Below are 26226 nucleotides of genomic sequence, written 5' to 3'. Positions count from 1 at the left end.
CGATCTTTTGCATTGTGCTTACGGCTTGTCGGCTACCTGCGGCACTTGCGGCAACGCCGCGCCTTTTGGCCAGAGCATCCAGATCTGTCCTTGCTGTTTCATGTCGCCCGCCAGTTGCCCGGCGGCATCGCCGGTGCCCCAGAACAGATCCGCGCGAACCTCACCGGCAATCGCGCCGCCAGTGTCCTGCGCAGCCACCGGGCGTACCAGCGGCGTGCCGTCGGGGCGAGTGGTCGACAGCCACAACAGGCTGCCCAGCGGAATCACCTTGCGGTCCACTGCCGCGCTGTAACCGGCGGTCAGCGGCACATTCAGCGAGCCGCGCGGCCCTTCGTTGCTGTCCGGGTTGCGGGTGAAAAACACGTAGCTCGGATTGCTCGCCAGCAGTTCCGGAATGCGCGATGGGTTGGCCTTGGCCCAGTTGCTGATCGCACCCATGGTGACTTCTTCTTTTTTCAGCTCGCCCTGTTCCACCAGCCAGCGGCCGATCGGTCGGTACGGGTGACCATTCTGGTCGGCGTAGGCGATGCGCAGTTGTCGGCCGTCATCGGTCTGAATTCGCCCCGACCCCTGAATCTGCAGGAATTGCAGGTTCATCGGGTCGGTCAGCCACGCCACGACCGGCGCCTTGACGCCTTTGGTCTCGATGGTCGCTGCGTCGTCGTAAGGCTTGAGCACGCGACCTTCGAGGCGGCCGCGCAGGCGCTTGCCTTTGAGTTCCGGGTAAATACTTTCCAGCGAGACAATGATCATGTCTTCGGGCACGCCATACACCGGCACGTTGGCGGTGGCGGTTTGCGTCAGGCTGCCGGGATAGACCGGTTCGTAGTAGCCGGTGATCAGGCCGTTGGGATTGTCGTTTTCGGCGCGCAGGCCGAAGACGTCGAGGTTCTGCTTGAGGAAGGCGCGAATGTCGCCGGCGCTTTGCGGCACGTTGGCGGCTGCCGCACAGGTCGGGCCCCAGACCGGGTCAGCCTTGAGCCGGGTGCACGCGCTGCGCCACGAGCTGAATCCGGCCACCAGATCGCTGTCGGACACCGCAGGCAACGCTTCCCAAGTGGCGCTGGAGTAGGTGGCCAGGGCGTGGGTTTTCGGCTTGGCGCTGTCGCCACCGGTGCAGCCGGCGAGGATCGCCAGCAGCGGCAGGGTGACGATGAGCGGATGACGCCAGGCCTTGAAGCGGCTGTTCATGGAGAATTTCCTGTGCCGGTTGCTGAAGTGCTCCATGCGCTCAAGCAACCCTTATTGTTAATAGGGCTATTGGTGTTTGGCGGTGACGCGAGGATACTGGCCGCCGATTTCCGTGACCTGAAGCCACCATGACTCTTAAAAGAATTTCTGTTGTATTGCTGGCCTGTCTGACCTTGTCCGCCTGTGGCGGTGTAGACCCGAATTCCCCGCTGGGTCAGCGCAAGGCGATCTTCAAGCAGATGCTCAAGACCGGCGAAGACCTGGGTGGCATGTTGCGTGGGCGCATCCCGTTCGACGGAGCGAAATTCGCCGAAGGCGCGGTCAAGCTCGATGCGTTGTCCCATGAGCCGTGGAAACATTTTCCGCAGGTGCGCGAAGAAGATCACACCAGCGCCAAGGACGATGTCTGGCAGAAACAGGCCCGTTTCCAGGAAATGGCCCGCACCCTTGAGGCGGCCACCGGTGAACTGGTGATCGCCAGCAAGGTTCAACCCTACAAGGCCAGCAACCTGGGGCCGGCCGTGCAGAAAGTCGAAGATGCCTGCAGTGCCTGCCATAAAGAGTTTCGCGACCACTGATGTTCAAGGGATCACAGCCTTTGGCCGTGATCCCCGGCTTTCTTACTTGTCGAGTTCGTCCAGCGCGTCCTGCAATTCCTTGCGCGATTCGGCGAGCTTGTTCTTGCGCTTGTCGATCTTCTCCGGATCGCCCTTCTTCATGGCCTTGTCCAGATCAGCCTGACGCCTGCTCACTTCGTGCTTGGCGTCGAGTACCTTGTTTTCCCGCTCTTTCTTCAGGCCGGCGTCGGTGCAGTGTTCGGTGACTTCGCGCAGGGCGGTTTCGAGGCCGGCCTGCTGGTCGGCATTGCCGCGGGACTTGGCCTGTTCGATCTGATTGATGATGCCCTGCTTCTTGGCAGCACAACCGGTCAGGCCCGGCGCGTCTTCGTCGGCCATCACGGGGCCGGCGAGGACTGCGCAGAAAGACAGCAGGGCGAGCGGTGCGAGAAATTTCATAAAAGCTCCATGTGCAAAGGCAATCGTATCGGTGAAGCACTGCGCTGTTGGAGCGCTCCGGGGGACTTGGGTTCCCGGTGGGCCGGGGATTGCGTGTTCAGAAGCCGTCGACACCGGCGGCTTGCAAGGTTTTACTCAGGGCCAGTACCTGCGGGTCACGAAAAAAGGCGCTCAATTGCGCCGCGCGACCCGGGCCGATTCCGGCTTCTGCCTGCCATTGTTCGGTGTTGCGTTGTGCCAGCGTCTGCCATGAATCGGCGAGTGTTGCCTGACCGGTCGGTGGCAGCCCCAGGGCTTTGAGCCACTGCAGGAACGGCCGTTGGCGGGCGCTGTGAAAACTGTGCAGCAGGCGGGCACTGCTGCGCTCGCCGAGACCGGCAATGTTAGCAAGCTCCGGCCCGTCGAGGGTCAACCAATCCAGCAGGCTGTTCAGGCGGCCTGTTTCCAGAAGTTTCTCCCAGGTGCCGCGACCGACATGGGGCAGGGCCAGTCCCTGCTTGCCGCTGAGCCAGGTCAGGCGGGCGAGGAACTGGCTTTCGCAGCCCGGTGTCGGTTGCCAGCAGCTCAGGGCGTGAAAGTCGCGGGCGAGCGGAACGTTCAGCTCCACGCGTTCAGTGCTGCGCAGCACCACGCTGTCGAGGCGCGGAATCGTCAGCCCGGCCAGGCTGATTGCCACCTGATCGCCGGGCCGAATGTCCAGCTCCTGCCAGCGTCTGAGCGAACTGACGCTGACCCGTTTGATCTGCCGGTCATCGAGCATCACCGGCGACAGTTCAAGCACCGGCGTAATGCGCCCGGTGCGGCCGATCTTGAAGTTCACCTTGCGCACATCGGCCAGTGCCTGGGCAAAAGGGTACTTCCAGGCGACAGCCCAGTAGGGCGGACGAGCCTGCCAGCGCTCTGCCGGTGGCCGCAGGCTTTGGCGCAGAACCACTCCGTCCGTGGCAAATGGCAGTGGCGAGCGATACCAGTGATCGCGCCAGTGTTGCGCTTCGTTCAGGCTGGCGACGGCCTGGGTGTAGGGCTCCGTGGTAGGAAAACCGAACTGCGTAAGGGCCGCGATTCGCTCCGGCAAGTCCTTCGGCCCTTGCGGCCAGTCCCAGACAAACAGCCCGATGCCTGCAGCGTGTTCCGCGTCGAGATCCTTGCGCCCCAGCAGCCCGGCCACGGTGGCGCGGGCGTTGGCGCTGCCGGCACGTGCCTGTGTGTGTCCGTTCAAACGCCAGTAGAGTTCGCCTTGCACCAGCAGGTCCTGCGGTTGCGTCAGCTGTTGCGGAATGGCTCCGATTCTTTTTGCCGACTCCGTCCAGTCCTGCCCGCGAACACCATCACCGCGACTGATCGCCTGATGCAATCGGCCGTCGCGATAGATCAGGGTGACCGCCACGCCATCGACCTTGGGTTGCACCCATACATTTAGGCGGTCGCGCAGCCAGGTGGCGATGTCCGCCGCGTCATGAAGTTTGTCCAGACCAGTGTGAGCGATCGGGTGCGCAACCAGGCCTGATGCGGTGCGCAACGGCTCGGGCGGTGAGGGAAGTTTGAAGCACCGGCGCCATTGGTTCAGGCGCAGGCGGGACTGATCGTAGAGCTCATCGGCGATCACCGAACGACCTTCGCGATGATAGGCGTCGTCCCAGCGGTCGATCTGTTGTTGCAGGGCGGCGACTTCGCTCGAAGCCCGGGCGGCGGCCCAGTCGGGGCAGTCGGCGAAGGCGTTGAGGTGGAAAACCGGCAGGAAAAACAAAAACAGGCGCAGTGTGGCAAGCATCGTGAGCGTCCTTGCTCAGAGAGATACCTGAAGGCTAGCCGGGATTTTGAAGCGGGCCGGGCGGCTGTTTTGCCGGTTGTTTCGCGGCCATGAAAAAGCCCCGCACGGCGAACCGTGCGGAGCTTCTTGTACCGCCAGGAAAATTACAGGCCGGCAGCGGAACGCAGAGCGTCGGCGCGGTCGGTTTTTTCCCAGGTGAACGTGGAGAAGGTGTCTTCGCCAACGGTCTTGGTCTGCGGAGCACGGCCGAAGTGGCCGTAGGCTGCGGTTTCCTGGTACATCGGGTGCAGCAGGTCGAGCATGGTGGTGATTGCGTATGGACGCAGGTCGAACACTTCGCGGACCAGTTTGATGATCTTGTCATCGCTGATCTTGCCGGTGCCGAAGGTGTTCAGCGAGATCGAGGTAGGCTGGGCCACACCGATCGCGTAGGAAACCTGGATCTCGCAACGCTCGGCCAGGCCGGCAGCCACGATGTTCTTGGCAACGTAACGGCCAGCGTAGGCAGCCGAACGGTCAACCTTGGATGGATCTTTACCGGAGAACGCGCCGCCGCCGTGACGGGCCATGCCGCCGTAGCTGTCGACGATGATCTTGCGACCGGTCAGACCGCAGTCACCGACCGGGCCGCCAATGATGAACTGGCCGGTCGGGTTGATGTGGAACTGGGTGTCCTTGCTCAGCAGTTCGGCAGGCAGCACGTGCTTGACGATCAGCTCCATCACGCCTTCGCGCAGGTCGTTGTACGACACTTCAGGGTTGTGCTGGGTCGACAGAACCACGGCGTCGATACCGACAACCTTGCCGCCTTCGTAACGGCAGGTCACTTGCGACTTGGCGTCCGGACGCAGCCAGGGCAGCAGACCCGATTTACGGGCTTCGGCCTGACGCTGTACCAGCTGGTGCGAGAAGGTGATCGGGGCCGGCATCAGCACGTCGGTTTCGTTGCTGGCGTAGCCGAACATCAGGCCCTGGTCGCCGGCGCCCTGATCTTCAGGCTTGGCACGGTCAACACCCTGGTTGATGTCAGGGGACTGTTTGCCAATGATGTTCATCACGCCGCAGGTCGCGCCGTCGAAGCCGACGTCGGAGCTGGTGTAGCCGATGTCGCAAATCACGTCACGAACGATCTGCTCCAGGTCGACCCAGGCGCTGGTGGTCACTTCACCGGCAACGATGGCCACGCCAGTCTTGACCAGGGTTTCCACCGCAACGCGTGCGTGCTTGTCCTGGGCAATGATGGCGTCCAGCACTGCATCGGAAATCTGGTCGGCGATTTTGTCCGGATGTCCTTCAGACACGGACTCGGAGGTGAAGAGGGAGTATTCGCTCATCTCGATGTTTTCCTGAATTTACCGATGGTGAGTGTCGCCAGCCGGTCGCTGAAAATGGCGGACCTGGATCTGGAAACCATTACGTAAGCCTACATAGAGGCTTTCCCCGGGAACGAGTCCCGCAGCGGTGGCCCAACGGGCCAGATCGTCCTGTTCAAACCCCAACCACAGATCACCGCAGGCCTCCCTGGCCCAACTCTGGTTGTGGCTACATAACTCTGTCACGAGCAGGCTACCGCCCGGTTGCAGCAGGCTGGCCAGGTGCTTGAGCGCTTCGGCCGGCGCGGCGAAATGGTGCAACACCATGTTCAACACCACGCAATCGGCCTGAAGGCTTGTGCCATTCAATGCATCGGCCAATTGCAGGCTGACGTTAGCCAGCTGTTCACGTTCACATACCTGACGGGCCAGTTCGAGCATCGCCGCGCTGTTGTCCAGTGCGGTTACGGTGCCGAAGCGACGCGCCAGTTCCGGCAGGAATGCACCATCGCCGGGGCCGACTTCAATGGCCGTGGCTGCGCCATTGAAATTCAGTTTGTCGAGCAGGGCCAGCACGCTTTCACGGTACTGCGGCAGGCCGGCAATCAAATCCTGCTGGGCGCGAAATTTCTCCGCGACCCGGGCGAAAAAGTCCTGGCTGTTGGCCGCGCGTTGCCCGTGAACCTGTGCGATCCGGGCTTCCACGTCGGCCGGCAGCGGCAGATTGTCGACTTCTTCTAACAATGCCGCATGCAGCTTGCCGCCCAGCAACTCGGTGTGGGGCAGGGCGCGGCGATAGAACACCGCATTGCCTTCGCGGCGAGTCGCCACCAGATCCGCCTGCGCCAGCACTTTAAGGTGATGGCTCATGCCGGACTGGCCGATACCGAAAATCTGCGCCAGTTCCAGTACGCCGAACGAGTCGTTGGCCAGGGCGCGCAATACATTCAGCCGCAGCGGATCGCCGCCGGCCTTGCACAGGGCCGCCAGCTCGTCGCAATCGTCATGGCGAATGGAAGGCACGCGTAGGTTCATAGGGCTGGCAGTCTAGTGACGGCCTGAAAGCATCGCAAGGTCTATATCAAAAAGTTTTGATATTGCTCGATGGATGGCGCATTCGATTGCACTTCTCACCGCCCGGTTAACTCTACAAACCAACAGCGGAAAGGTTTCACCAACCGAAACCGATGTTATCCATGGGAAAAACGCCTCCGGATGACTATCTGTCATTGCCCCGAGGCGCTCGGGTGAGGGAAAATGCCCTCCTTTTTTCCGTTTCAATCTATTCACACCCAGGAGATCAGCGATGCCTAGCCGTCGTGAGCGTGCCAACGCCATTCGTGCCCTCAGCATGGATGCCGTGCAAAAAGCCAACAGCGGCCATCCCGGTGCCCCTATGGGTATGGCAGATATCGCCGAAGTGCTTTGGCGCGACTACCTCAAGCACAACCCGAGCAATCCATCGTTCGCCGACCGTGACCGCTTCGTGCTGTCCAACGGCCACGGCTCGATGTTGATCTACTCGCTGCTGCACCTGACCGGCTACGACCTGTCGATCGACGACCTCAAGCAATTCCGTCAACTGCACAGCCGCACCCCGGGCCACCCGGAATTCGGTTACACCCCGGGCGTTGAAACCACCACCGGCCCGCTGGGTCAGGGTCTGGCCAACGCCGTGGGCTTCGCCCTGGCAGAAAAAGTACTGGGCGCGCAGTTCAACCGTCCCGGCCACAACATCGTCGACCACCACACGTACGTGTTCCTGGGTGATGGCTGCATGATGGAAGGCATTTCCCACGAAGTCGCTTCCCTGGCCGGCACTCTGGGCCTGGGCAAACTGATCGCCTTCTACGATGACAACGGCATCTCCATCGACGGCGAAGTCGAAGGCTGGTTCACCGATGACACGCCGAAGCGTTTCGAATCGTACAACTGGCAAGTGATCCGCAACGTCGACGGTCACGACCCGGAAGAGATCAAGACCGCCATCGAGACTGCGCGCAAGAGCCCGCTGCCGACCCTGATCTGCTGCAAGACCACCATCGGTTTCGGTTCGCCTAACAAGCAAGGCAAGGAAGATTGCCACGGCGCCCCGCTGGGTGACGCGGAAATCGCCCTGACCCGTCAGGCGCTGAACTGGAACCACGGCCCGTTCGAAATCCCGGCCGACATCTATGCCGAGTGGGATGCCAAGGAAAAAGGCCGCGCCGCCGAAGCCGAGTGGGATCAGCGTTTCGCTGCCTACTCCGCCGCGTTCCCGACCGAAGCCAACGAACTGATCCGTCGCCTGAGCGGCGAACTGCCGGCTGACTTCTCCGAGAAAGCTGACGCCTACATCGCCGACGTTGCGGCCAAAGGCGAAACCATCGCCAGCCGTAAAGCCAGCCAGAACGCCCTGAACGCGTTCGGCCCGCTGCTGCCGGAAGTGCTGGGCGGTTCGGCTGACCTGGCCGGTTCCAACCTGACCCTGTGGAAAGGTTGCAAAGGCGTCAGCGCCGAAGACGCCAGCGGCAACTACATGTACTACGGCGTGCGCGAATTCGGCATGACCGCGATCATGAACGGCGTTGCCCTGCACGGTGGTCTGGTGCCTTACGGCGCGACCTTCCTGATGTTCATGGAATACGCCCGCAACGCAGTGCGCATGTCCGCTCTGATGAAGCAGCGCGTGATCCACGTCTACACCCACGACTCCATCGGTCTGGGCGAGGACGGCCCGACGCACCAGCCGATCGAGCAACTGACCAGCCTGCGCAGCACGCCGAACCTCGACACCTGGCGTCCAGCCGATGCCGTTGAATCGGCCGTGGCCTGGAAAAACGCTCTGGAGCGCAAGGACGGCCCGTCGGCGCTGATCTTCTCGCGTCAGAACCTGCAGCACCAAACCCGTGATGCCGGCCAGATCGCCGACATCCGCCGAGGTGGTTACGTGCTGAAGGATTGCGCAGGCGAGCCAGAGCTGATCCTGATCGCCACCGGTTCCGAAGTTGGCCTGGCGGTTCAGGCTTACGACAAACTGACCGAGCAGGGCCGCAAGGTGCGCGTGGTTTCCATGCCATGCACCAGCGCGTTCGACGCTCAGGACGCCAGCTACAAGCAATCGGTCCTGCCGTTGCAGGTCAGCGCACGTATTGCGATCGAAGCGGCCCACGCCGACTTCTGGTTCAAGTACGTGGGTCTGGAAGGTCGCGTGATCGGCATGACCACCTACGGCGAATCGGCTCCGGCTTCGGCACTGTTCGAAGAGTTCGGCTTCACCCTGGAAAACATCCTGGGTCAGGCTGAAGAGCTGCTGGAAGACTGATCCAGAAGTTTTGTCGTCTGGACTGCGGTCCATCGTCGGAACGCCGCCCGGAGCAGGCTCGCTCCCACATTGGAATGCATTTTCCTGTGGGAGCGAGCCTGCTCGCGATAGCGGTAGTTGAAGCACCGCAACACTGACGGTTTCACCACGGTAATCGAGAACCCCATGCCTCAACCGCGTCCCTACAAAGTTGCACTCAACGGCTACGGCCGGATTGGTCGTTGCGTCTTGCGTGCGTTGTTCGAGCGAGGCCCGGCGGCAGGGTTTGAAATTGTCGCGATCAACGATCTGGCCGACATGGCCAGCATCGAATACCTGACACGCTTCGACTCCACCCACGGCCGGTTCCCCGGCGAAGTGAAGGTCGACGGCGATTGTCTGCATATTAATGGCGACTGCGTGAAGGTCCTGCGCAGTGCCACCCCCGAAGGCATCGATTGGGCGTCGCTGGGCGTCGATCTGGTGCTCGAATGCTCCGGCGCCTGGCACACCCGCGCAGACGGCCAGCGTTTCCTCGACGCCGGCGCGCCGCGTGTGCTGTTTTCGCAGCCGATGGCCAGCGAGGCGGATGTCGACGCCACCATCGTCTACGGCGTCAATCAGGATTGCCTGACCGGCGACGAACTGCTGGTGTCCAACGCCTCCTGCACCACCAACTGCGGCGTGCCGCTGTTGCGTCTGCTGGATCAGGCGGTCGGCCTGGATTACGTATCGATCACCACGATTCACTCGGCGATGAACGATCAGCCGGTGATCGACGCCTATCACCACGAAGACCTGCGCCGCACCCGTTCTGCGTTCCAGTCGGTGATCCCGGTATCCACCGGTCTGGCGCGTGGTATCGAGCGCCTGCTGCCGGAACTTGCCGGGCGAATTCAGGCCAAAGCCGTACGCGTGCCGACGGTCAACGTGTCCTGCCTCGACATCACGATGCAGACCGCGAGCGACACCGACGCCGGCGAGGTCAACCGGATCCTGCGCGACGCCGCCACCAGCGGCCCGCTCAAAGGTCTGTTGGCCTACACAGAATTGCCTCACGCCAGTTGTGATTTCAACCATGACCCACATTCGGCCATCGTCGATGCCAGTCAGACCCGCGTTTCCGGCCCTCGGCTGGTGAACATCCTGGCCTGGTTCGACAACGAATGGGGTTTTGCCAACCGAATGCTGGATGTTGCAGAACACTATCTGCAAACAGCGACTTCAAAAAAACCGTAGGAAGTGCGACCCATGACCGTGTTGAAGATGTCCGACCTCGATCTGCAAGGTAAGCGCGTATTGATCCGCGAAGACCTCAACGTCCCAGTCAAGGACGGTGTTGTCACCAGCGATGCGCGTATCCTGGCTTCGCTGCCGACCATCAAGCTGGCCCTGGAAAAAGGCGCGGCCGTGATGGTCTGCTCGCACCTGGGTCGTCCGACCGAAGGCGAATTCTCCGCCGAGAACAGCCTCAAGCCTGTCGCCGACTACCTGAGCAACGCCCTGGGCCGCGAAGTGCCGCTGGTGGCCGACTACCTGGGCGGCGTAGACGTCAAGGCCGGCGACATCGTGCTGTTCGAAAACGTGCGCTTCAACAAGGGCGAGAAAAAGAACGCCGACGAACTGGCCCAGCAATACGCCGCCCTGTGCGACGTGTTCGTGATGGACGCTTTCGGCACCGCTCACCGCGCCGAAGGTTCGACCCACGGCGTGGCCAAGTTCGCCAAAGTCGCCGCTGCCGGCCCGCTGCTCGCCGCTGAGCTGGACGCACTGGGCAAAGCCCTGGGCGCCCCGGCCAAGCCAATGGCGGCCATCGTTGCCGGCTCCAAGGTCTCGACCAAACTCGACGTGCTGAACAGCCTGAGCCAAATCTGCGATCAACTGATCGTCGGCGGCGGCATCGCCAACACCTTCCTGGCTGCGGCCGGTCACCCGGTCGGCAAGTCGCTGTACGAGCCGGACCTGCTGGACACCGCTCGCGCCATTGCCGCCAAGGTCAGCGTGCCGCTGCCGGTGGACGTGGTGGTTGCCAAGGAATTCGCTGAAAGCGCCGAAGCGACCGTCAAGCTGATCGCTGACGTGGCTGCCGACGACATGATTCTCGACATCGGCCCGCAAACCGCGGCCAACTTCGCCGAACTGCTGAAGTCGTCGAAAACCATCCTGTGGAACGGCCCGGTCGGCGTGTTCGAATTCGACCAGTTCGGCAACGGCACCAAAGTGCTGGCCGAAGCCATCGCCGAAAGCGCGGCGTTCTCGATTGCCGGCGGTGGCGACACCCTGGCGGCCATCGATAAATATGGCGTGGCTGAAAAGATCTCCTACATTTCCACCGGCGGTGGCGCGTTCCTCGAATTCGTCGAAGGCAAGGTGCTGCCGGCCGTTGAAGTTCTGGAAAGCCGGGCCAAGGCCTGAGGCCGCCCGATTGGCCAGGCAAAGGAGTGTTCAGATGGTCAAGTCGTTAGCGCTGTTGCTGCTGACCGGTACGCTGGCGGCCTGCGGGAGTAACCCGAAGGCCGAGCCGACACCGGCACCGGGCGAGGCACAGAAAGGCTGCTACCAGGCCGACTGGCAGGCCGAAACCAACCCGGTGCTGAACAAGCGCTCGGGCCCGGACGGTCTGGACAAATACGAGACGCAAACCCCGGCCAAGGAACATGGTTGTCCTTGACCGGTCTGACTCTTTAACTCAGGGCCGGCGGCCTGCGCTGCCGGTCGAGGAACACGGATGAAAGGCTTGATCGCCGTTGCGGCACTGGGATTGTTGGGTGGTTGCGCGCAGTGGAACCCGTTCCAGTCATCCGCCCCTGTGGATAACTGGACCACCTGGACCTGCGACAGCCAGGCCAAGGTGCTGTGGCGCTTCACCGATGCCGCCCGCAAGGAAGTCGATGTACGCCTGGGCGGCGGTGATCAGGTCTATCGCCTGAAAGAAGAGCCGGGCGCCTCGGGCGCGCTGTACAGCGACGACATGCTGGCGTTTCACATCAAAGGTAATGAAGGCCTGGTCTACTGGGTCGCCACCAATGATTTGATCGGTCGGGGCTGCAAAGCCGAATAAAACAGAATTTGCTTTATCGAATCACCAGGCCGGGCCTCAACCCCCGATCTGCAATCACTTGAATAGCCGCCGCCGCTCCGGCAGGCTGGCACGATTAACGACCCAAACCGGGAGAGACACACACAATGGCACTTATCAGCATGCGCCAGATGCTGGACCACGCAGCCGAGTTCGGCTACGGCGTTCCAGCCTTCAACGTCAACAACCTTGAGCAGATGCGCGCCATCATGGAAGCCGCTGACAAGACTGACTCCCCGGTGATCGTCCAGGCTTCGGCCGGTGCCCGCAAATACGCCGGCGCCCCGTTCCTGCGTCACCTGATCCTGGCGGCAATCGAAGAATTCCCGCACATCCCGGTGTGCATGCACCAGGACCACGGCACCAGCCCTGACGTCTGCCAACGCTCGATCCAGCTGGGCTTCAGCTCGGTCATGATGGACGGCTCCCTCGGCGAAGACGGCAAGACCCCGACCGACTACGAATACAACGTCCGCGTTACCCAACAAACCGTGGCCATGGCTCACGCCTGCGGCGTTTCGGTTGAAGGCGAGCTGGGCTGCCTGGGTTCGCTGGAAACCGGCATGGCCGGTGAAGAAGACGGCATCGGCGCCGAAGGCGTTCTGGATCACAGCCAGATGCTGACCGACCCGGAAGAAGCCGCTGACTTCGTCAAGAAGACCCAAGTTGATGCCCTGGCCATCGCCATCGGCACCAGCCACGGCGCCTACAAGTTCACCAAGCCACCTACCGGTGACGTGCTGGCGATCGATCGCATCAAGGAAATCCACAAACGCATCCCCAACACCCACCTGGTGATGCACGGTTCCTCGTCGGTTCCGCAAGAGTGGCTGGCGATCATCAACCAGTACGGCGGCGACATCAAAGAAACCTACGGCGTGCCGGTTGAAGAAATCGTCGAAGGCATCAAGCACGGCGTGCGCAAGGTCAACATCGACACCGACCTGCGTCTGGCATCCACCGGCGCCATGCGTCGCCTGATGGCCACCAACCCGAGCGAGTTCGACCCACGTAAATTCTTCGGCGAAACCGTGAAGGCGATGCGCGACGTATGTATCGCTCGTTACGAAGCTTTCGGTACCGCTGGCAACGCTTCGAAGATCAAGCCGATCTCGCTGGAAGCCATGTACCAGCGTTATCTGAAGGGTGAGTTGAACGCCAAGGTCAATTGAGACTGGGTGTTGAGCTGACTGAATAAAAAATCCGCCGAGAGGCGGATTTTTTATGAGCGACGATATCCTCGGGTCATGAGGCTATCCAAAAGTCAGAGTAAACGGCGCTGCTGCTCGCTCAATGGCACTCACCACATGAGGCGCCTGTTCCCGATATCGGCGAATACGCTTTTCGCGCAACTGGTCGCCAAGGCGAGCGATCAACAAAACATAATCCATGTGCTGCTACCGGAACATAAATATATGTATGTTACGTTAGCACAACATTCTCGTAGGGGTAGTGTTTCGTAGGCTTACCGCAGACGGATCGTCGAAGGCATCAAGCACGGCGTGCGCAAGGTCAACATCGACACCGACCTGCGCCTGGCATCCGCCGGCGCCATGCGTCGCTTGATGGCCACCAACCCGAGCGAGTTCGACCCGCGTAAATTCTTCGGCGAAACCGTCAAGGCGATGCGCGATGTATGTATCGCTCGCTACGAAGCTTTCGGTACCGCTGGCAACGCTTCGAAGATCAAGTCGATCTCGCTGGAGTCGATGTATCAGCGTTATCTGAAGGGTGAGTTGAACGCGAAGGTTAACTAAGTCTTAGCGTTTACCGCGACCATAAAAAACCGCCGTGAGGCGGGTTTTTATGGTCGGGATTTAGCCGGCCCACTTTCATCGTCGTTAGATGAGAGTCTTTTTCTCTATTGAACAATGAAGCGAAGGTTTTGCGAAATTACGTTATAGGTGCCGCTGGCATTTACTTGTTCAAAATAAACGTCGTAGGTCCCTGGTCGAGGAAATTTATAAAATGCCTCGAACTCAAAGTGTTCCCGTTTGTTGTTAATGCAGGGTGTCAGATATTGCAGGGTTAGCGTTACAGTACAAATCGTGACGGTAGGGATGCCCGCCGAAGGGATCGGATAAGTGTAATAGGTAATTACGTCATTTACTCGGGTGTCGGGGTCGAGCAGGTGGTAAAGCACCATGTAGTTATTGGAAAATTTGAAGGTTGGCATCACTTGCGGGCCTGTAGCAAACGAGCCGGGCGGTTGCGCATTGTATATTTTTGGTTGTGAGCCGGGGTTGATGCCGGAAACCGCTGGTTGAAGGATGCTCGTTAACGTTGGCATTTTTTTCTCCAGTGTTTATCAAGTGTTTTATGCAGAAGTTTTTTGAATCGAAACGGGCCAATGCTTGATAACTTATTGTTGTGGAGTTTTTGGGTGCACCATTATTGTTGATGAGCGAAAGCGGATTGCCAACTGTCAGTTTTTACAGGTGAGATGATTTATTGAGAATTAGAAAGCAGGTTTTTATTTCGAGTGGAGAAAACGCAGCAAAAGCTAGTGACTTCAGATTTGAAAGAAAACCGCCGAGAGGCGGTTTCCTTGTGTAGCCGGTTCCCGGTTACGGCGTCAGCTCAACATGATCCAGCGCCTGATTCACCGCCAATTCCCCAAGCATCACCAGTTGCGCAATGCCTATCGCGGTTTTGCGGTCGGCGGGAGGGAGGGTGGCGGCGAAGTTGTTGAGCATTTCGCTGGCGGAGCCGAGGGTTTCGCTGGCGTTGGCCAGCAGGGATTCGGTGTTGTAGGCGGGGTTGGCGAAGTACATGCGGTCGGGCTCGTTGACCGTGGCCATGATGCGGGCGCCGGGGCAGAGGTAGTGGTCGAGGGCGCGTTCGGCTGCTTCGTTGAGTTTGGTGGGGTCGAGGGGATCGTAGGGGGAGGCCAGATCGGTTTCTGGCGGATTCGGTGTAATTTTGAACATATGCTGAAAACTCCTGTAAGGAGCTGCCGGTCCTTCCCTACTAAAAGAAGGGTGGCAGCTGTGCGCAGGTTAGTAGACCGGGGAGTATTCAGCATTGACCGGCGCGCCGAAGCGCCCTGCACACAGCCGCCATCACAATCAAACGGGAACGTCTGATGGATAGCGCGTTGCACGTAGCTGAAAACACCACGGGCTACTAAACCCGATCACTGCGAATCAGTGACCCGAATCAAGTTACCGATGGCCCTCCAGGCGCACAAGCCGGCGGATTCTGGCGTACCGGTAGGCCGTGACGCAAGCCGTTGTAGGCTTCGGGACGTTACGCGCACTGCTTTTAAACAGCGGCCTTAAACGTGCGCGCCGCCGCTATCTATCGTGATCGATATCCAGCTTGCTGAACGTCACCTGCCCACCCTCACTGGTGTACCCGGTGTTGTCCTGCACATACACGCCCGCCTTGAAATACAGAGCTGATAAATAAATCTGTTGCCTTTGGTTCCGTCCCCTTCGGTTGCCTCTGGTTCTCTTTGGTTCTCCAAACCGGTGGAGTCTGGCGTGCTGGTAGGCAATGGCACAAGTTTACGGCTGGATGAAGTAACGCGAAGTGTCTTTAAGCGGCTGACGTTTAAGGTTGGGCAACGGTGAAGGAGGTAGGGGTGAGGATCAACGTATCTGGGCGGTAGGTATTACTTGGCAGGGTCAGCTCTCGGGTCTCACCACCTGAGTAGACAGTCAAATAGCTGGGGCGGATTGTTGGGAATAGCCTTGAGCTGTAAAAGTTACATCAATCGGGGCTTTGTAACCTTGATTGTTCCATACGATGAAATAAAATCTGCCGGTTAATTCCTGGTTCGCCGGGTTATGTTCCACATCGTAATGCCCTTCTATTGAATCAAGAAATCCTGTTGCGGATCCCATTCTATAAAGATAGGCCGCGTAAGCGGTATACCCGATGAGATCGACCTGGCCCGAATATCTTCCATTTCTTTTTGGGATTGTAAAAGAAACTCCCAGGTCACCGTTAGTTGTCCCATTATTCGTGAAAAGTAGTTTAATGCTTTCGTCGTGTTGCTCAAATATTAATAGATTGTCAGCTTTGAAAGGGCCGTTGACCGAAACGACAACGTCGGCACTGCCAGTAGTTAGAATGGCATTGAAATTTGTGGTGCTCATATCGGTATCTCCAGTTTTTGATATTTTTACGATGGCCCTGCCAAGAGGGCTTTCAGTATCGCTGTAGTAATTTGTACGTCAACTGTCATAACTGACAGTTCAACCAGGTCCGTAAATTGTTCATGATGTCAGGTTGCGCAATGCCAATCGCGGTTTTGCGGTCGGCGGGGGTGAGGGAGGCGGCGAAGTTGTTGTGCATTTCGCTGGCGGAGCCGAGGGTTTCGCTGGCGTTGGCCAGCAGGGATTCGGTGTTGTAGGCGGGGTTGGCGAAGTACATGCAGTCGGGTTCGTTGACCGTGGCCATGATGCGGGCGCCGGAGCAGAGGTAGTGGTCGAGGGCGCGTTCGGCGGCTTTGCACACTCGATAGAGTCAAGGCCCCAGACGTAGCTCTCTATTGCGCTTTACGATGGCTTCGAGAAGCGTGCTGTTGATGCCGATGGTTCTGCAGTACGCGATCAGTGCGCTGATGCCATTCCGAATTTGAGAGCGTTCAACCCACTATCCAGCTTTTAACTGGATAAATGACTAGGATTTGTTTGTTTAGTTGTTAAAAGCGCTCTGTCTATGCTTTTAAAATATACAAATCTGTCAGATGTTACAGGTGCGGAGAGTTCGTTAGCGAATTATTGTTAGGGCTCAATTATCTTTCAGATGGAAAAAGTGCAAAAGGACAAAGGAGTCACTAGTGTTGGTGTTGGCGATGTTCAAATGTTTCTGGCGATTCCCGGGGGGGCACTTTACCGTCTCAATTCGTGGAAGAGAGTTTTTGCAACACTCTGGCGAACATTTCCATTTTAAATTTTTCCAGTATCTAGGCAGTAATGAGTTTTATGTTGGTTCCACATTCTACAAAAACCTTCAGCTTAATGTGCCGCACGAACTGGGAGGCCCTGGATCAGTTGCCGGCGTGCATCTGGAGTTGGACGGGATTGATAATTCCAGGAGGGCCAAGGGCTTTGTTTGTTTGGAACGAGGCGGAGATTATCCGAAAGGGGTGATCTTTTGTGCGGAAGAAAAGGCATTTTCTTTGATTGCGATGTTTGACTTTAAAAATAATTAATTTTTCATCATCGGTGCGATATCAGTTTCATGCGGCAGACTTTCGAAAGTCTGCCGTTTTTTATTCTATGTCATCGATAATTGATGCTCAGGTCAGTGTCCTGTTATTTGTCATGATCGATATCCAACTTGCTGAACGTCACCTGCCCACCCTCGCTGGTGTACCCGGTGTTGTCCTGCACATACACGCCCGCCTTGAAGTACAGCGGTTTGTTGCGCCACGTCGCGCTGATCTGCGAATCCCACTGATACCCGGCCGCACTCACGCCCAGTGCACCGCCGGGGCTCAGATGAATGAGGTAGTTGAACTCGCGATTGAGTTTGATCCCGGTGGCGAGGGTGATGACGCGGCTTTCGTCCTGATCCGGATGGGTGCGCAGTTTGATCACCAGGTTGCCGGTCTCGGTTTTTTCTTTGTATTGGTACTCAAGCTTGAGCATCGGCTTCTGGCTTTCGTAGGCGTGGATCTGGCCGATGACGATCTTGCCCGAGCTGGGCACCTTGTTGACCGAAAGGGTCGCGCGCAGCAGGTTGTCGGCGTCGGGGTAATACCAGTTGCGCAGGGTGCCGTTGCTGTAGGTTTCGCGCAGTTCGGTGCGCGGGTAGATGGCGTTTTCGGTTTTCGAGCCGGTCACCGGGGACCAGAAGAACAGGGTGCCGGTGTCGGAATGGAAGTACTGATCCTTGAAGCCGTTCACCAGTTTGGAGGTTTCGACGGTGTAGGGCGGGCTGCCAACGGGAACGCTGAGGTTCCAGGTTGCGAGGTCGATCATGTCGGTTCTTCCACTCTATTTCTCTTGCACGCGCGTGCCAGAAGCTCTAGCCCGCGCCTCTTGGGGGCGGCCTTTATAAGCGTAGAGGGATTTTTTGTTAATGGCCGTCCGGCAGATGATTGGCGTCAACATCCTGTCGAAATGCCACCTTTCCCGGTTTTCGGGGGCTTCAGCGGTGACCGTTAGTCGGCTGCCTGCTGGTTTGTTTAAATGATGGCTGGATGACAGCTATTGCTTTTACAGATCCCGGACTAGAGTGAAGACTCGGTGACTGTACGGTTTTCACGAGAAGCCGCCCGGAACACTGACCCGAGATGCCCCGACACGAGTTGTCCCGACAAGAGAAGCAGCATGGAATGCGCGCAACCCCAGCCAGGTGAAGGCAGCTCAGTCCTTTTGATCGTCGATGATTACCCTGAAAACCTGATCAGCATGCGCGCGTTGCTGCAGCGCCAGGACTGGCAGGTATTGACCGCCGCTTCCGGTTACGAAGCGCTCAACCTGTTGCTCGAACACGACATCGACCTGGTGCTGCTGGATGTGCAGATGCCGGGCATGGACGGTTTCGAAGTCGCGCGGCTGATGCGCGGCAGTCAGCGCACGCGCCTGACCCCGATCATTTTCCTTACCGCCAACGAGCAGTCCCAGGACGCCGTGATCAAGGGTTACGCCAGCGGGGCGGTGGATTACCTGTTCAAACCCTTCGATCCGCAGATTCTCAAACCCAAAGTCCAGGCGCTGCTGGAACACCAGCGCAATCGCCGGGCCTTGCAGCGCTTGAGTCAGGATCTGGAATCGGCGCGGGCCTTCAATGCCTCGGTGCTGGATAACGCCGCCGAAGGGATTCTGGTGTTGGGCGAGGATGGCTTGATCCGCTTCGCCAACCCGGCGATTTCCCGGCTGCTCAATGCGCCGGTCAAGGAACTGGAAGGGCAGGAATTTCTCGATTACCTGCAGAAACCGCATATTCCGCTGTGGGCCGATTCCGAGTTTTACGCCGGTTACAAACGTGGCGAGACGCTGCGTCTACACGACGCGTCGCTGCGCACCGCGCCGGGGCAGCAGGTGCCGGTGGCCTTGTCCTGTGCGCCGCTGCCGAGTGAACAGCACGCTATGGTGGTGACGGTGCTGGACATGTCGGTGGTGCGTCATCTGCATCAACAGCTGGAATTTCAGGCGGTCACCGACCCGCTGACCGGGCTGCTCAATCGCCGGGGTTTTTACCAGACTGTGGAAAACCTGCTGCTGCGCGGCGAGCGCACGGACAGCAGTTGGGTGTTGATGTACCTCGATCTCGATGGGTTCAAAAGGGTCAACGATTCCCTCGGCCATGATGCCGGGGACCGGGTGTTGCGCTGGGTCTCCGAACAATTGAAAGCCTGCCTGCGGCCGTTCGACATTCTGGCGCGGATGGGCGGTGACGAGTTCACCGCGCTGCTGGATCTGGAATTCCCCGAGCAAGCGGCGAAGATCGCCGAGAAGCTCATCGAGCGGGTGTCGATCTGTCAGCAGATTGAAGGGCTGGATATTGCGCTGGGTGCGAGTATCGGCATCGCCACTTACCCGGATTGCGGCAACAACGTCGACGGTTTGCTGCGTGCTTCGGACATCGCCATGTACGAGGCCAAGCGTGCCGGGCGTCAGCAATATCGCTTCTACGATCATGAAATGAACGGCCGCGCGCGCTCACGGCTGATGCTGGAAGAAAGCGTGCGTAATGCCATCGAGAACCGCGATTTCAATCTGGTGTATCAGCCGCAGGTGGCCATTGGCGATGGTCGCGTTCGTGGTTTCGAGGCGTTGCTGCGCTGGCAGCACCCGAGCGTCGGCGACGTGCCGCCGGGGCTGTTCCTGCCGTTGCTGGAAGAGGCGACGTTGATCAGCCGCCTCGGCAGCTGGATCTATCATCGCAGCGCCGGGCAGCGTAAGGCGTGGGAGGCCGAGTTCTCCAAGGAACTGGTGATCGGCGTGAGCCTGAGCAACACTCAGTTCGGCCTGCCGAATCTGGTGACTGAATTGCGCCAGGTGCTGGAGCGCCATGGTTTGCAGCCGCACCAGATGGAAGTGGAAGTCACCGAAGAGGCGCTGACGGTCAACCCGGACGAGACCCGCAAGCAGCTGAAGCTGCTGCGCAATCTCGGGGTGCGGGTGGCGCTGGATGATTTCGGTTCCGGAGCCTGCTCGCTGGCGCATCTGCGCGATCTGGAACTGGACACTCTCAAGCTCGATCGCCACCTGATCGCCCGATTGCCGGACTCGTCCCGCGACGCTTCACTGGTGCGCACGGTCATCGACCTGTGCAAGGAATACGGCTTGCTGGTGATTGCCGAAGGCGTGGAAACCGTCGAGCAATACCAGTGGCTGCAAGCCCATGGTTGTCAGTACGTGCAAGGCTTTCTGGTGGCGCGGCCGTTGGTCGCCGAGGACACCGCACGCTTTACCGAGCCGTTCGACTGGAGCGCGTTGGCCGGTTGAATTCGCTACACTGGCGGCCTTTTCATGACCCGTGCCGCCCCATGACTGCGTTGAAATACCTCCAGGCCTATCCCGCGAATCTGCAGGATCAGGTGCGCCAATTGATCGCCGACAACCGCCTCGGTGATTACCTGAGCCAACGCTATCCGGGCCGCCACGATGTGCAGAGCGACAAGGCGTTGTACGGCTACGCGCTGGACCTGAAGCAGGAATACCTGCGCAACGCCCCGGCCATTGACAAGGTGCTGTTCGACAACCGCCTCGATCTGACTCATCGCGCCCTCGGCCTGCACACCACGGTGTCGCGGGTGCAGGGCGGCAAGCTCAAGGCCAAGAAAGAGATTCGTATCGCCTCGCTGTTCAAGGACGCCGCGCCGGAGTTTTTGAAGATGATCGTCGTGCACGAGCTGGCGCACTTCAAGGAGTCGGATCACAACAAGGCGTTCTATAAGTTATGTGAGCACATGCTGCCGGGCTACCACCAGGTCGAGTTCGACCTGCGGGTGCATCTGACCTGGCGGGACATGCAATAAGACATCAAACAACGGAGCGCGTGCATGGACGTAAGCAAGACCAAGAGCAGTTTCTACCGGCGCTTGTACGTGGCGTACCTGATCGACAGCGGCCTGGCCAGCAGCGTGCCGGCGCTGACCGAGGTCACCGGCATGCCCCGGCGCACGGCGCAGGACACGATTGCGGCGCTGGCGGATCTGGATATCGTCTGCGAGTTCGAACAGGAAGAGGGCGCGCGCAATCATGCGGGGCGCTACCGGATTCGGGAGTGGGGGGCGATTGATCGGGGGTGGATCGAGCGGAATTTGCGGCAGATAAAAGCGGTTTTGGAATATCCCTGAGTTGGGTGTTCGCCTCTGGATTGTTGCCCTCACCCCAGCCCTCCCGAAACGTCGGACCGCCCGGAGGGAGAGGGAGCCGACCGAGGAGTCTTACGTTATACATCGACCTGAAAAACCGAGTCGATTGTGGATTCAACCGCGATCGCTCACGTCGGTGTATCTCTGTAATTTCCCACGGTAGGCTCCCTCTACCTCTGGGCGGTCCGACGTTTCGGGAGGGCTGGGGTGAGGGCCGCGATCATCAGCCAAGCGACAGCTCAAGACCGCCGCATACCTATGTGTGGAATGTCATCCTCAAGATATTCCTCACCGGCCACCACAAACCCGTACCGCCCGTAATACCCCTGCAAATGCGCCTGGGCCGACAGATAGATCGGCACTTCAGGCCAACGCTTCTCGGCCTGTTTCAGCGCCTGTTCCATCATTTCATGCCCCAACCCTTTGCCACGCCCGGCCGGCGCGGTCAGCACGCGGCCGATCACCACGTCGCCACCCTGGGATTCCGGGTCCAGCAGGCGCAGGTACGCCACCAGTTGATCATCGTCCCAGCCCATCAAATGGCAGGTGTCACCGTCCAGATCCTGACCGTCCGGATCCAGGTACGCGCAGCGCTGTTCGACCACGAACACTTCCGAGCGCAATTTCAAAATGGCGTACAGCTGCTCCAGTCCCAGATCGCTGTGATGTTTGCAGACCCACTCGATTGTCATCTTCCGATTCCTTGAACAACGTCGCCCGATACTAAGCGCCCCGCCGAAATATGTCTGTATGGCTGAGAAATCTGTGACAAAGGCCAAAATGCCATCATTCCAATATCGCGGCTCGCCGTACTTTGTGTAATCTGCTGGGAAGCACTGTGCAATGGCTTCAATGAGCTAAGGTTAGGGCCTGGGATTCGCCGGTAAGGGGCCTTGGGGTTTTGACTGAAAACACGCCGGGCGGCCCGCCCGCTAAGGATTTTCAAGCATGCCGCGATTGCATCGAGCCTTTGCTTTGATCGGATTGCTGTTGCTGGGTCAAAGCGCGGCAGCGGAGAAATTGCGTCTGGTGTTCGACGTCTGGCCGCCCTTTACCGATGACACGCTGGTCAACGGTGGGCTGGCGACCGACATCGTCAGCACGGCCCTGGCCCGTGCCGGTTATGCCAGCGGTTATGAGCAGGTGCCGTGGGCGCGGGCGTTGCTAGGTGTTGGCGAAGGGCGTTACGACGTGCTGGTCAACGCCTGGTACAACGACGAGCGCACGAAGATCGGGCAGTTTTCCGCCGAGTACCTGCTCAATCGCGTGCGCTTCCTCAAGCGCAAAGACGCGCCCATCGAATACAACAACCTGCAGGAACTGCACACCTATCCGGTTGCGGTAGTGCGCGGCTACGCCTATTCGGCGCCGTTCGATGCCGACACCGCGTTGCAGAAAGTCCCTGTGCATAACTTCGCCATGGCCGTGCGCATGCTCGCGGCGGACCGGGTCAAGCTGACCCTGGAAGACGAATACGTGGCCCGCTATTACCTGGCCCGGGAATCACAGAAGGTACGTAACGCGGTGGAGTTTCTGCCCAAGCCGCTGAGCGAGAACAGCCTGCATATTCTGGTCAGCCTGAAGAACCCGCAGCACGAACAGATTGTGGCCGGGTTCGACAAGGCGATTGCATCGATGAAGGCCGATGGCAGCTATGAAAAGCTGCTCAGGCAGCACGGAATGTGAGGCGGCTCAATCCTCGGCTGTGTCCTTGATCAGATGCGCCGCCAACGTGCGCAACGGGCCGAGCTGGCGGCAGATCAGCGCCAGTTGTGTCTGCACCAGCCGCTGGCCCTCGTCGATTTCGTCCGGCATCTGCTCCAGCTCGTTGGCCAGCGCTTCTTCCTCGTCGCTTTGAATGGCAATCGGCTGTTTGCTCGCCAGACCCTGGGCGATCTCATCGATGCTCGACGCCAGACTCACCCCGGCGCCGTCGATCAAATGTTCGCGCACCTCGGCCGGCAACTGGGTTTCGCGGTGTGCGCCAAGCCCTGACAGATAGCTGAGCAAGGTGTGCGACAGCACCAGGAAGCGGAAGCCGACGTCGGCTTCCTTCCGGAAATGCCCCGGCTCCATCAGCATGTTCGCCAACGTTGTTGATAGTGCGGCGTCGGCGTTGTGCGCGTTGCGCCGGGCCAGGCGATAGGCGAGGTCGTCGCTCTTGCCGGCGGCGTATTGCTGCATGATCTGGCGCAGGTAGATGCTGTTGCAGGTGAGGGTGTTGGCCAGCACTTTGTTCAGGCGCCGACCTTGCCAGTCCGGCAGGAACAGGAATACCGCAAGCCCCGCAATCAGGCTGCCGAGCAAGGTATCGAACAGCCTCGGCACAAACAGCCCGTAACCGTCGCCCACCTGGTTGAAGCAGAACAGCACCATGATCGTGATCGCGGCGGTCGCCACGGTGTAGCGGGTGGTGCGGTTGGTAAAGAACACCACGCCGGCGGCGATGGCGAAGCACGACTGCACCAGCGGGCTTGGGAACAGATCGAACAGCGCCCAGGCAATCGTCAGGCCGATCGCCGTGCCGAAAATCCGCTGGCCGAGTTTGCGCCGGGTGGCGCCGTAGTTCGGCTGGCAGACGAACAGCGTGGTGAGGATGATCCAGTAGCCTTGCGACGGGTGTATCAGGTGCACCATGCCGTAGCCGATGCTCAACGCCAGCGGCAAGCGCAGGGCATGGCGGAACAGCAGCGAGGTCGGCGTCAGCTGCGTGCGCAGGCGAATCCACACATCCTTGAAGTTGCGCGGCGAGCGGTCAAGCAGACTGCTGTCGGTGGCATCTGCCAGGGCATCGGGGTTGCTGGCGTCGCTGAGCAAACGGTCGAGGGTGCCGAGGTTGGCCGCCAGTGCCCGCAGTGAACGCAGCAGGCCACGCCAGGCCGGGTTGCTCTGGATGCGCAGGTGTTCGAGGGAGGCGTGCAGGTCGCTCAGGGCTTCGGCGAAACTCGCGTCGTAGGTGAACGGCTGGCGCATCTGGATCGACTCGGCCAGCGCCCGGCAGGCCTTGCCTTGCTGGCGCAGCAGGCGCTGGCAGCGGAACAGCACGTCGCTGTGGAAGAACGCATCGGCCAGGGCGTTGTACGGGTAATGCGAAGAACTGGCGCGTTCGTGAATGTCCTGCGCCAGGAAGTACAGCTTCAAGTAACGGCTGACTTTCGAGCCCGGACGACCGTTGCCGACCCGGTGCAGGATGATTTCCTTGGCGCTGTTCAGGGCTGCGACGACCCGGCCATTCTGCTGGGCCAGCTCCAGTCGCCGTGCTTCGACGTCCATCTGACGGATCGGCTCGAACAGCGAGGATTTCAACTTCAGGTAATAGCCGAGTTCGCGGAACAGCCGCGCCAGACTCTGCTGCACCGGCTGATTGGAAAACATCGCCTGCCACAGCACCGACAGCAGGCCGTACCACGCGGCACCGGCCACCAGCAGCATCGGCTCATGCCAGAAATCCGTGACCGCGCCGCCGCGCTGGTCGACGCCGATCATGGTGTAGACGGAAAGAATCAGCGTCGCCGAAGCAATCGCCCCGTAACGTTCGCCGAGCGCGCCGAGCATGGTCAGGCTGAAACTGGCCAGTGCCAACGCGATGACGAATACGATGGGGTAGGGGAACAGCAATTCCACGGACAGCGCCGCGACGCTGAAACACACCAGCGTCACCGCCAGTGCGTTGAGGCGGCCCTGCCAACTGTCGTCGGTCTCGGCCAGGGCGCTGGCGATGATCCCGAGGAACAACGGGATCAGCAGCCCCATTTCATCCTGATACCAGCACAGCGCCATGCTGCCGGTCAGGGCGATGAACACCCGCACGCTGTAGCTGAATTTATCCAGCGCCCACAGGCGCCGCAAAGACTGACGAAACGAGGTCGAGGACATGAAGTGCGAAGGCCTTCCGAGGCGATGCCGCTAAATTGAGCCAGTAATGACGCCGACGCAATGGCGCCGATCACATCTGACAGCAAAAAGTGTTCCTTTCATGCACCACACACCACTGTGGGAGCGGGCTTTGGGTCAGACGTACTGCGCGGCGGCGTAACCCGATGCCCAGGCCCACTGGAAGTTGAATCCGCCCAGATGCCCGGTGACGTCCAGCACTTCGCCGACGAAGTAGAGGCCCGGGCTTTTCAGCGATTCCATGGTCTTGGACGACACTTCGCGGGTGTCGACGCCACCGAGGGTGACTTCGGCGGTGCGGTAGCCTTCGGTGCCGGCCGGCACGACTTTCCAGCTGCCGAGCTTCTCGGCGATGTCCGCCAGTTCTGCGTGGGTGTACTGCTTCATCGGTTTGGAGACGAACCAGTTGTCCGCCAGCAGGTTGGCCATCTTCTTGGTGAAGATTTCGCCGAGCAGGGTTTTCAGTTCGCTGTTCGGGCGCTCGGCGGTTTGCTGTTGCAGCCAGCTTGCGGCGTCGTGATCGGGCAGCAGGTTGATCTCGACCGTGTCACCCGGCGCCCAGAATGAGGAAATCTGCAGAATCGCCGGGCCGCTGAGGCCGCGGTGAGTGAACAGGATGTTCTCGCGAAAACTCTGGTCGTTGCAGCTGACCAGGCAATCCACCGAGGTGCCGGACAGTTCGGTGCACAAGTCCTTGAGCTGATCGGTGATGGTGAACGGCACCAGACCGGCGCGGGTCGGCAGCAGTTCATGGCCGAACTGTTTGGCGACTTGATATCCGAAACCGGTCGCGCCCAGCGTCGGGATCGACAGCCCGCCGGTGGCGATCACCAGCGACTGGCACTGGATCTGGCCGAGGGTGGTGTCGAGCAGGTAACCGCCCTCGATTTTCTCGATGGTCTGGATCGAGGTGTCGAGGTGCAGGTTGACGCCGACCTGATCGCACTCGTCCAGCAGCATGCCGAGGATGTCGCTGGATTTGTTATCGCAGAACAGTTGGCCGAGTTTCTTCTCGTGATACGGCACGCCGTGCTTGGCGACCATGCCGATGAAATCCCACTGGGTGTAGCGGGCCAGCGCGGATTTGCAGAAGTGCGCATTCTGCGAGAGGAAATTGCTCGGTTCGGTGTACATGTTGGTGAAGTTGCAGCGCCCACCGCCGGACATCAGGATTTTCTTGCCGGCCTTGTTCGCGTGGTCGAGCAGCATCACCTGACGCCCACGCCCCGCGGCGGTCAGTGCACACATCAACCCTGCGGCGCCAGCGCCAATGATCACGACTTCGGTAGAGCGCAAAACGGTGTCCTCACACTAAATTCAAATTCACCGGAAACCAATGTGGGAGCGAGCCTGCTCGCGATGAGGTCGGCACATGCAACATAGTTGTTGGCTGACA

25 protein-coding genes and 2 pseudogenes are annotated in these 26226 nt (G+C 59.7%); 13 read left to right on the top strand and 14 right to left on the bottom strand.

The window, feature by feature from the left end; all coding sequences use genetic code 11:
* Positions 1-18 precede the first annotated feature (18 nt).
* Complete coding sequence (mltA, locus tag L6D74_RS00880; RefSeq protein WP_085646946.1) at positions 19-1191, bottom strand: murein transglycosylase A; 1173 nt, start codon at positions 1189-1191, stop codon at positions 19-21.
* A gap of 128 nt (positions 1192-1319) precedes the next feature.
* On the opposite strand from mltA, the gene L6D74_RS00875 reads away from it, so the two are divergent.
* The gene (locus tag L6D74_RS00875; RefSeq protein WP_074692066.1) at positions 1320-1769 is read left to right on the top strand and encodes a c-type cytochrome; all 450 of its coding nucleotides are present in this window, start codon (positions 1320-1322) and stop codon (positions 1767-1769) included.
* Positions 1770-1811: 42 nt separating this feature from the next.
* Here L6D74_RS00875 and L6D74_RS00870 read toward each other — a convergent pair whose 3' ends face one another.
* The 4 genes from L6D74_RS00870 to L6D74_RS00855 form a co-directional block, all read right to left on the bottom strand.
* Positions 1812-2207, bottom strand: a complete 396-nt coding sequence (locus L6D74_RS00870; protein WP_236187484.1) for a DUF1090 domain-containing protein — start codon at positions 2205-2207, stop codon at positions 1812-1814.
* Positions 2208-2304: 97 nt separating this feature from the next.
* Positions 2305-3978 carry an NAD-dependent DNA ligase LigB gene (ligB, locus tag L6D74_RS00865; RefSeq protein ID WP_236187483.1) on the bottom strand — a complete coding sequence of 558 codons (1674 nt, stop codon included), beginning with the start codon at positions 3976-3978 and terminating at the stop codon, positions 2305-2307.
* A 143-nt stretch (positions 3979-4121) separates the two neighbouring features.
* Entirely contained in the window at positions 4122-5312 is a 1191-nt protein-coding gene (metK, locus tag L6D74_RS00860; RefSeq protein WP_011336330.1) for a methionine adenosyltransferase, read from the bottom strand.
* 18 nt (positions 5313-5330) lie between these two features.
* Positions 5331-6326 (bottom strand): ArsR/SmtB family transcription factor, encoded by a 996-nt coding sequence (locus tag L6D74_RS00855; protein WP_236187482.1) that lies wholly within the window; start codon positions 6324-6326, stop codon positions 5331-5333.
* Positions 6327-6597: 271 nt separating this feature from the next.
* Here L6D74_RS00855 and tkt point away from each other — a divergent pair, with 271 nt between their 5' ends.
* The 7 genes and pseudogenes from tkt to L6D74_RS00820 all read left to right on the top strand — a co-directional run.
* Positions 6598-8595, top strand: coding sequence for a transketolase (gene tkt, locus L6D74_RS00850; RefSeq protein ID WP_039767973.1), 1998 nt, complete (start codon positions 6598-6600; stop codon positions 8593-8595).
* Positions 8596-8760: 165 nt separating this feature from the next.
* Entirely contained in the window at positions 8761-9813 is a 1053-nt protein-coding gene (epd, locus tag L6D74_RS00845; RefSeq protein WP_064600007.1) for an erythrose-4-phosphate dehydrogenase, read from the top strand.
* Between the two features lie 12 nt (positions 9814-9825).
* Positions 9826-10989, top strand: a complete 1164-nt coding sequence (locus tag L6D74_RS00840; protein ID WP_236187481.1) for a phosphoglycerate kinase — start codon at positions 9826-9828, stop codon at positions 10987-10989.
* A 34-nt stretch (positions 10990-11023) separates the two neighbouring features.
* Positions 11024-11245, top strand: coding sequence for a hypothetical protein (locus tag L6D74_RS00835; RefSeq protein ID WP_007959706.1), 222 nt, complete (start codon positions 11024-11026; stop codon positions 11243-11245).
* Between the two features lie 57 nt (positions 11246-11302).
* Positions 11303-11635 carry an MliC family protein gene (locus L6D74_RS00830; protein ID WP_039767975.1) on the top strand — a complete coding sequence of 111 codons (333 nt, stop codon included), beginning with the start codon at positions 11303-11305 and terminating at the stop codon, positions 11633-11635.
* A gap of 125 nt (positions 11636-11760) precedes the next feature.
* The gene (gene fba / locus L6D74_RS00825) at positions 11761-12825 is read left to right on the top strand and encodes a class II fructose-bisphosphate aldolase (protein WP_085646941.1); all 1065 of its coding nucleotides are present in this window, start codon (positions 11761-11763) and stop codon (positions 12823-12825) included.
* Positions 12826-13131: 306 nt separating this feature from the next.
* Positions 13132-13410, top strand: a pseudogene (locus tag L6D74_RS00820) (class II fructose-bisphosphate aldolase); the annotation flags it as partial.
* A 104-nt stretch (positions 13411-13514) separates the two neighbouring features.
* On the opposite strand, the gene L6D74_RS00815 reads toward L6D74_RS00820, so the two are convergent.
* The 5 genes and pseudogenes from L6D74_RS00815 to L6D74_RS00795 form a co-directional block, all read right to left on the bottom strand.
* Entirely contained in the window at positions 13515-13943 is a 429-nt protein-coding gene (locus L6D74_RS00815; RefSeq protein ID WP_064600001.1) for a hypothetical protein, read from the bottom strand.
* Between the two features lie 277 nt (positions 13944-14220).
* Positions 14221-14583: a DUF6124 family protein gene (locus L6D74_RS00810; RefSeq protein WP_064599999.1), complete on the bottom strand. Its 363-nt coding sequence runs from the start codon at positions 14581-14583 to the stop codon at positions 14221-14223.
* 366 nt (positions 14584-14949) lie between these two features.
* Positions 14950-15066 (bottom strand): polysaccharide lyase family 7 protein, encoded by a 117-nt coding sequence (locus tag L6D74_RS00805; RefSeq protein ID WP_476748349.1) that lies wholly within the window; start codon positions 15064-15066, stop codon positions 14950-14952.
* Positions 15067-15315: 249 nt separating this feature from the next.
* Positions 15316-15756, bottom strand: a complete 441-nt coding sequence (locus L6D74_RS00800; RefSeq protein ID WP_236187480.1) for a hypothetical protein — start codon at positions 15754-15756, stop codon at positions 15316-15318.
* 85 nt (positions 15757-15841) lie between these two features.
* Positions 15842-16111 (bottom strand): annotated as a pseudogene (locus L6D74_RS00795) (DUF6124 family protein); the annotation flags it as partial.
* 331 nt (positions 16112-16442) lie between these two features.
* On the opposite strand from L6D74_RS00795, the gene L6D74_RS00790 reads away from it, so the two are divergent.
* Complete coding sequence (locus L6D74_RS00790) at positions 16443-16817, top strand: hypothetical protein (RefSeq protein ID WP_236187479.1); 375 nt, start codon at positions 16443-16445, stop codon at positions 16815-16817.
* Between the two features lie 103 nt (positions 16818-16920).
* On the opposite strand, the gene L6D74_RS00785 is transcribed toward L6D74_RS00790, so the two are convergent.
* Positions 16921-17589 carry a polysaccharide lyase family 7 protein gene (locus L6D74_RS00785; protein ID WP_011336318.1) on the bottom strand — a complete coding sequence of 223 codons (669 nt, stop codon included), beginning with the start codon at positions 17587-17589 and terminating at the stop codon, positions 16921-16923.
* 351 nt (positions 17590-17940) lie between these two features.
* Here L6D74_RS00785 and L6D74_RS00780 point away from each other — a divergent pair, with 351 nt between their 5' ends.
* The 3 genes from L6D74_RS00780 to L6D74_RS00770 are packed head-to-tail and all read left to right on the top strand — an operon-like array spanning position 17941 to position 20918.
* The gene (locus L6D74_RS00780; RefSeq protein ID WP_236187478.1) at positions 17941-20064 is read left to right on the top strand and encodes a putative bifunctional diguanylate cyclase/phosphodiesterase; all 2124 of its coding nucleotides are present in this window, start codon (positions 17941-17943) and stop codon (positions 20062-20064) included.
* Positions 20065-20105: 41 nt separating this feature from the next.
* Positions 20106-20597 carry a YgjP-like metallopeptidase domain-containing protein gene (locus L6D74_RS00775; protein WP_236187477.1) on the top strand — a complete coding sequence of 164 codons (492 nt, stop codon included), beginning with the start codon at positions 20106-20108 and terminating at the stop codon, positions 20595-20597.
* A 24-nt stretch (positions 20598-20621) separates the two neighbouring features.
* Positions 20622-20918 carry a winged helix-turn-helix domain-containing protein gene (locus L6D74_RS00770; RefSeq protein WP_007894945.1) on the top strand — a complete coding sequence of 99 codons (297 nt, stop codon included), beginning with the start codon at positions 20622-20624 and terminating at the stop codon, positions 20916-20918.
* Positions 20919-21175: 257 nt separating this feature from the next.
* Here L6D74_RS00770 and L6D74_RS00765 read toward each other — a convergent pair whose 3' ends face one another.
* A complete protein-coding gene (locus tag L6D74_RS00765; RefSeq protein ID WP_085646937.1) occupies positions 21176-21628 on the bottom strand; it encodes a GNAT family N-acetyltransferase in 453 nt (150 codons plus the stop codon).
* Between the two features lie 256 nt (positions 21629-21884).
* Between L6D74_RS00765 and L6D74_RS00760 the strand changes: the two genes are divergently transcribed.
* Complete coding sequence (locus L6D74_RS00760) at positions 21885-22622, top strand: substrate-binding periplasmic protein (protein WP_064599988.1); 738 nt, start codon at positions 21885-21887, stop codon at positions 22620-22622.
* Positions 22623-22628: 6 nt separating this feature from the next.
* Here the strand turns inward: L6D74_RS00760 and yccS are convergent, their stop codons facing one another.
* Complete coding sequence (yccS, locus tag L6D74_RS00755) at positions 22629-24812, bottom strand: YccS family putative transporter (protein ID WP_085611943.1); 2184 nt, start codon at positions 24810-24812, stop codon at positions 22629-22631.
* Positions 24813-24947: 135 nt separating this feature from the next.
* Positions 24948-26126: a BaiN/RdsA family NAD(P)/FAD-dependent oxidoreductase gene (locus tag L6D74_RS00750; protein ID WP_236187476.1), complete on the bottom strand. Its 1179-nt coding sequence runs from the start codon at positions 26124-26126 to the stop codon at positions 24948-24950.
* Positions 26127-26226: the final 100 nt, after the last annotated feature.

The organism is Pseudomonas pharyngis (genome assembly GCF_021602345.1).
Taxonomy (GTDB): Bacteria; Pseudomonadota; Gammaproteobacteria; order Pseudomonadales; family Pseudomonadaceae; genus Aquipseudomonas; species Aquipseudomonas pharyngis.
Note: the sequence above shows the minus strand (reverse complement) of the source record. Positions and strands in the feature narration are given on the sequence as shown.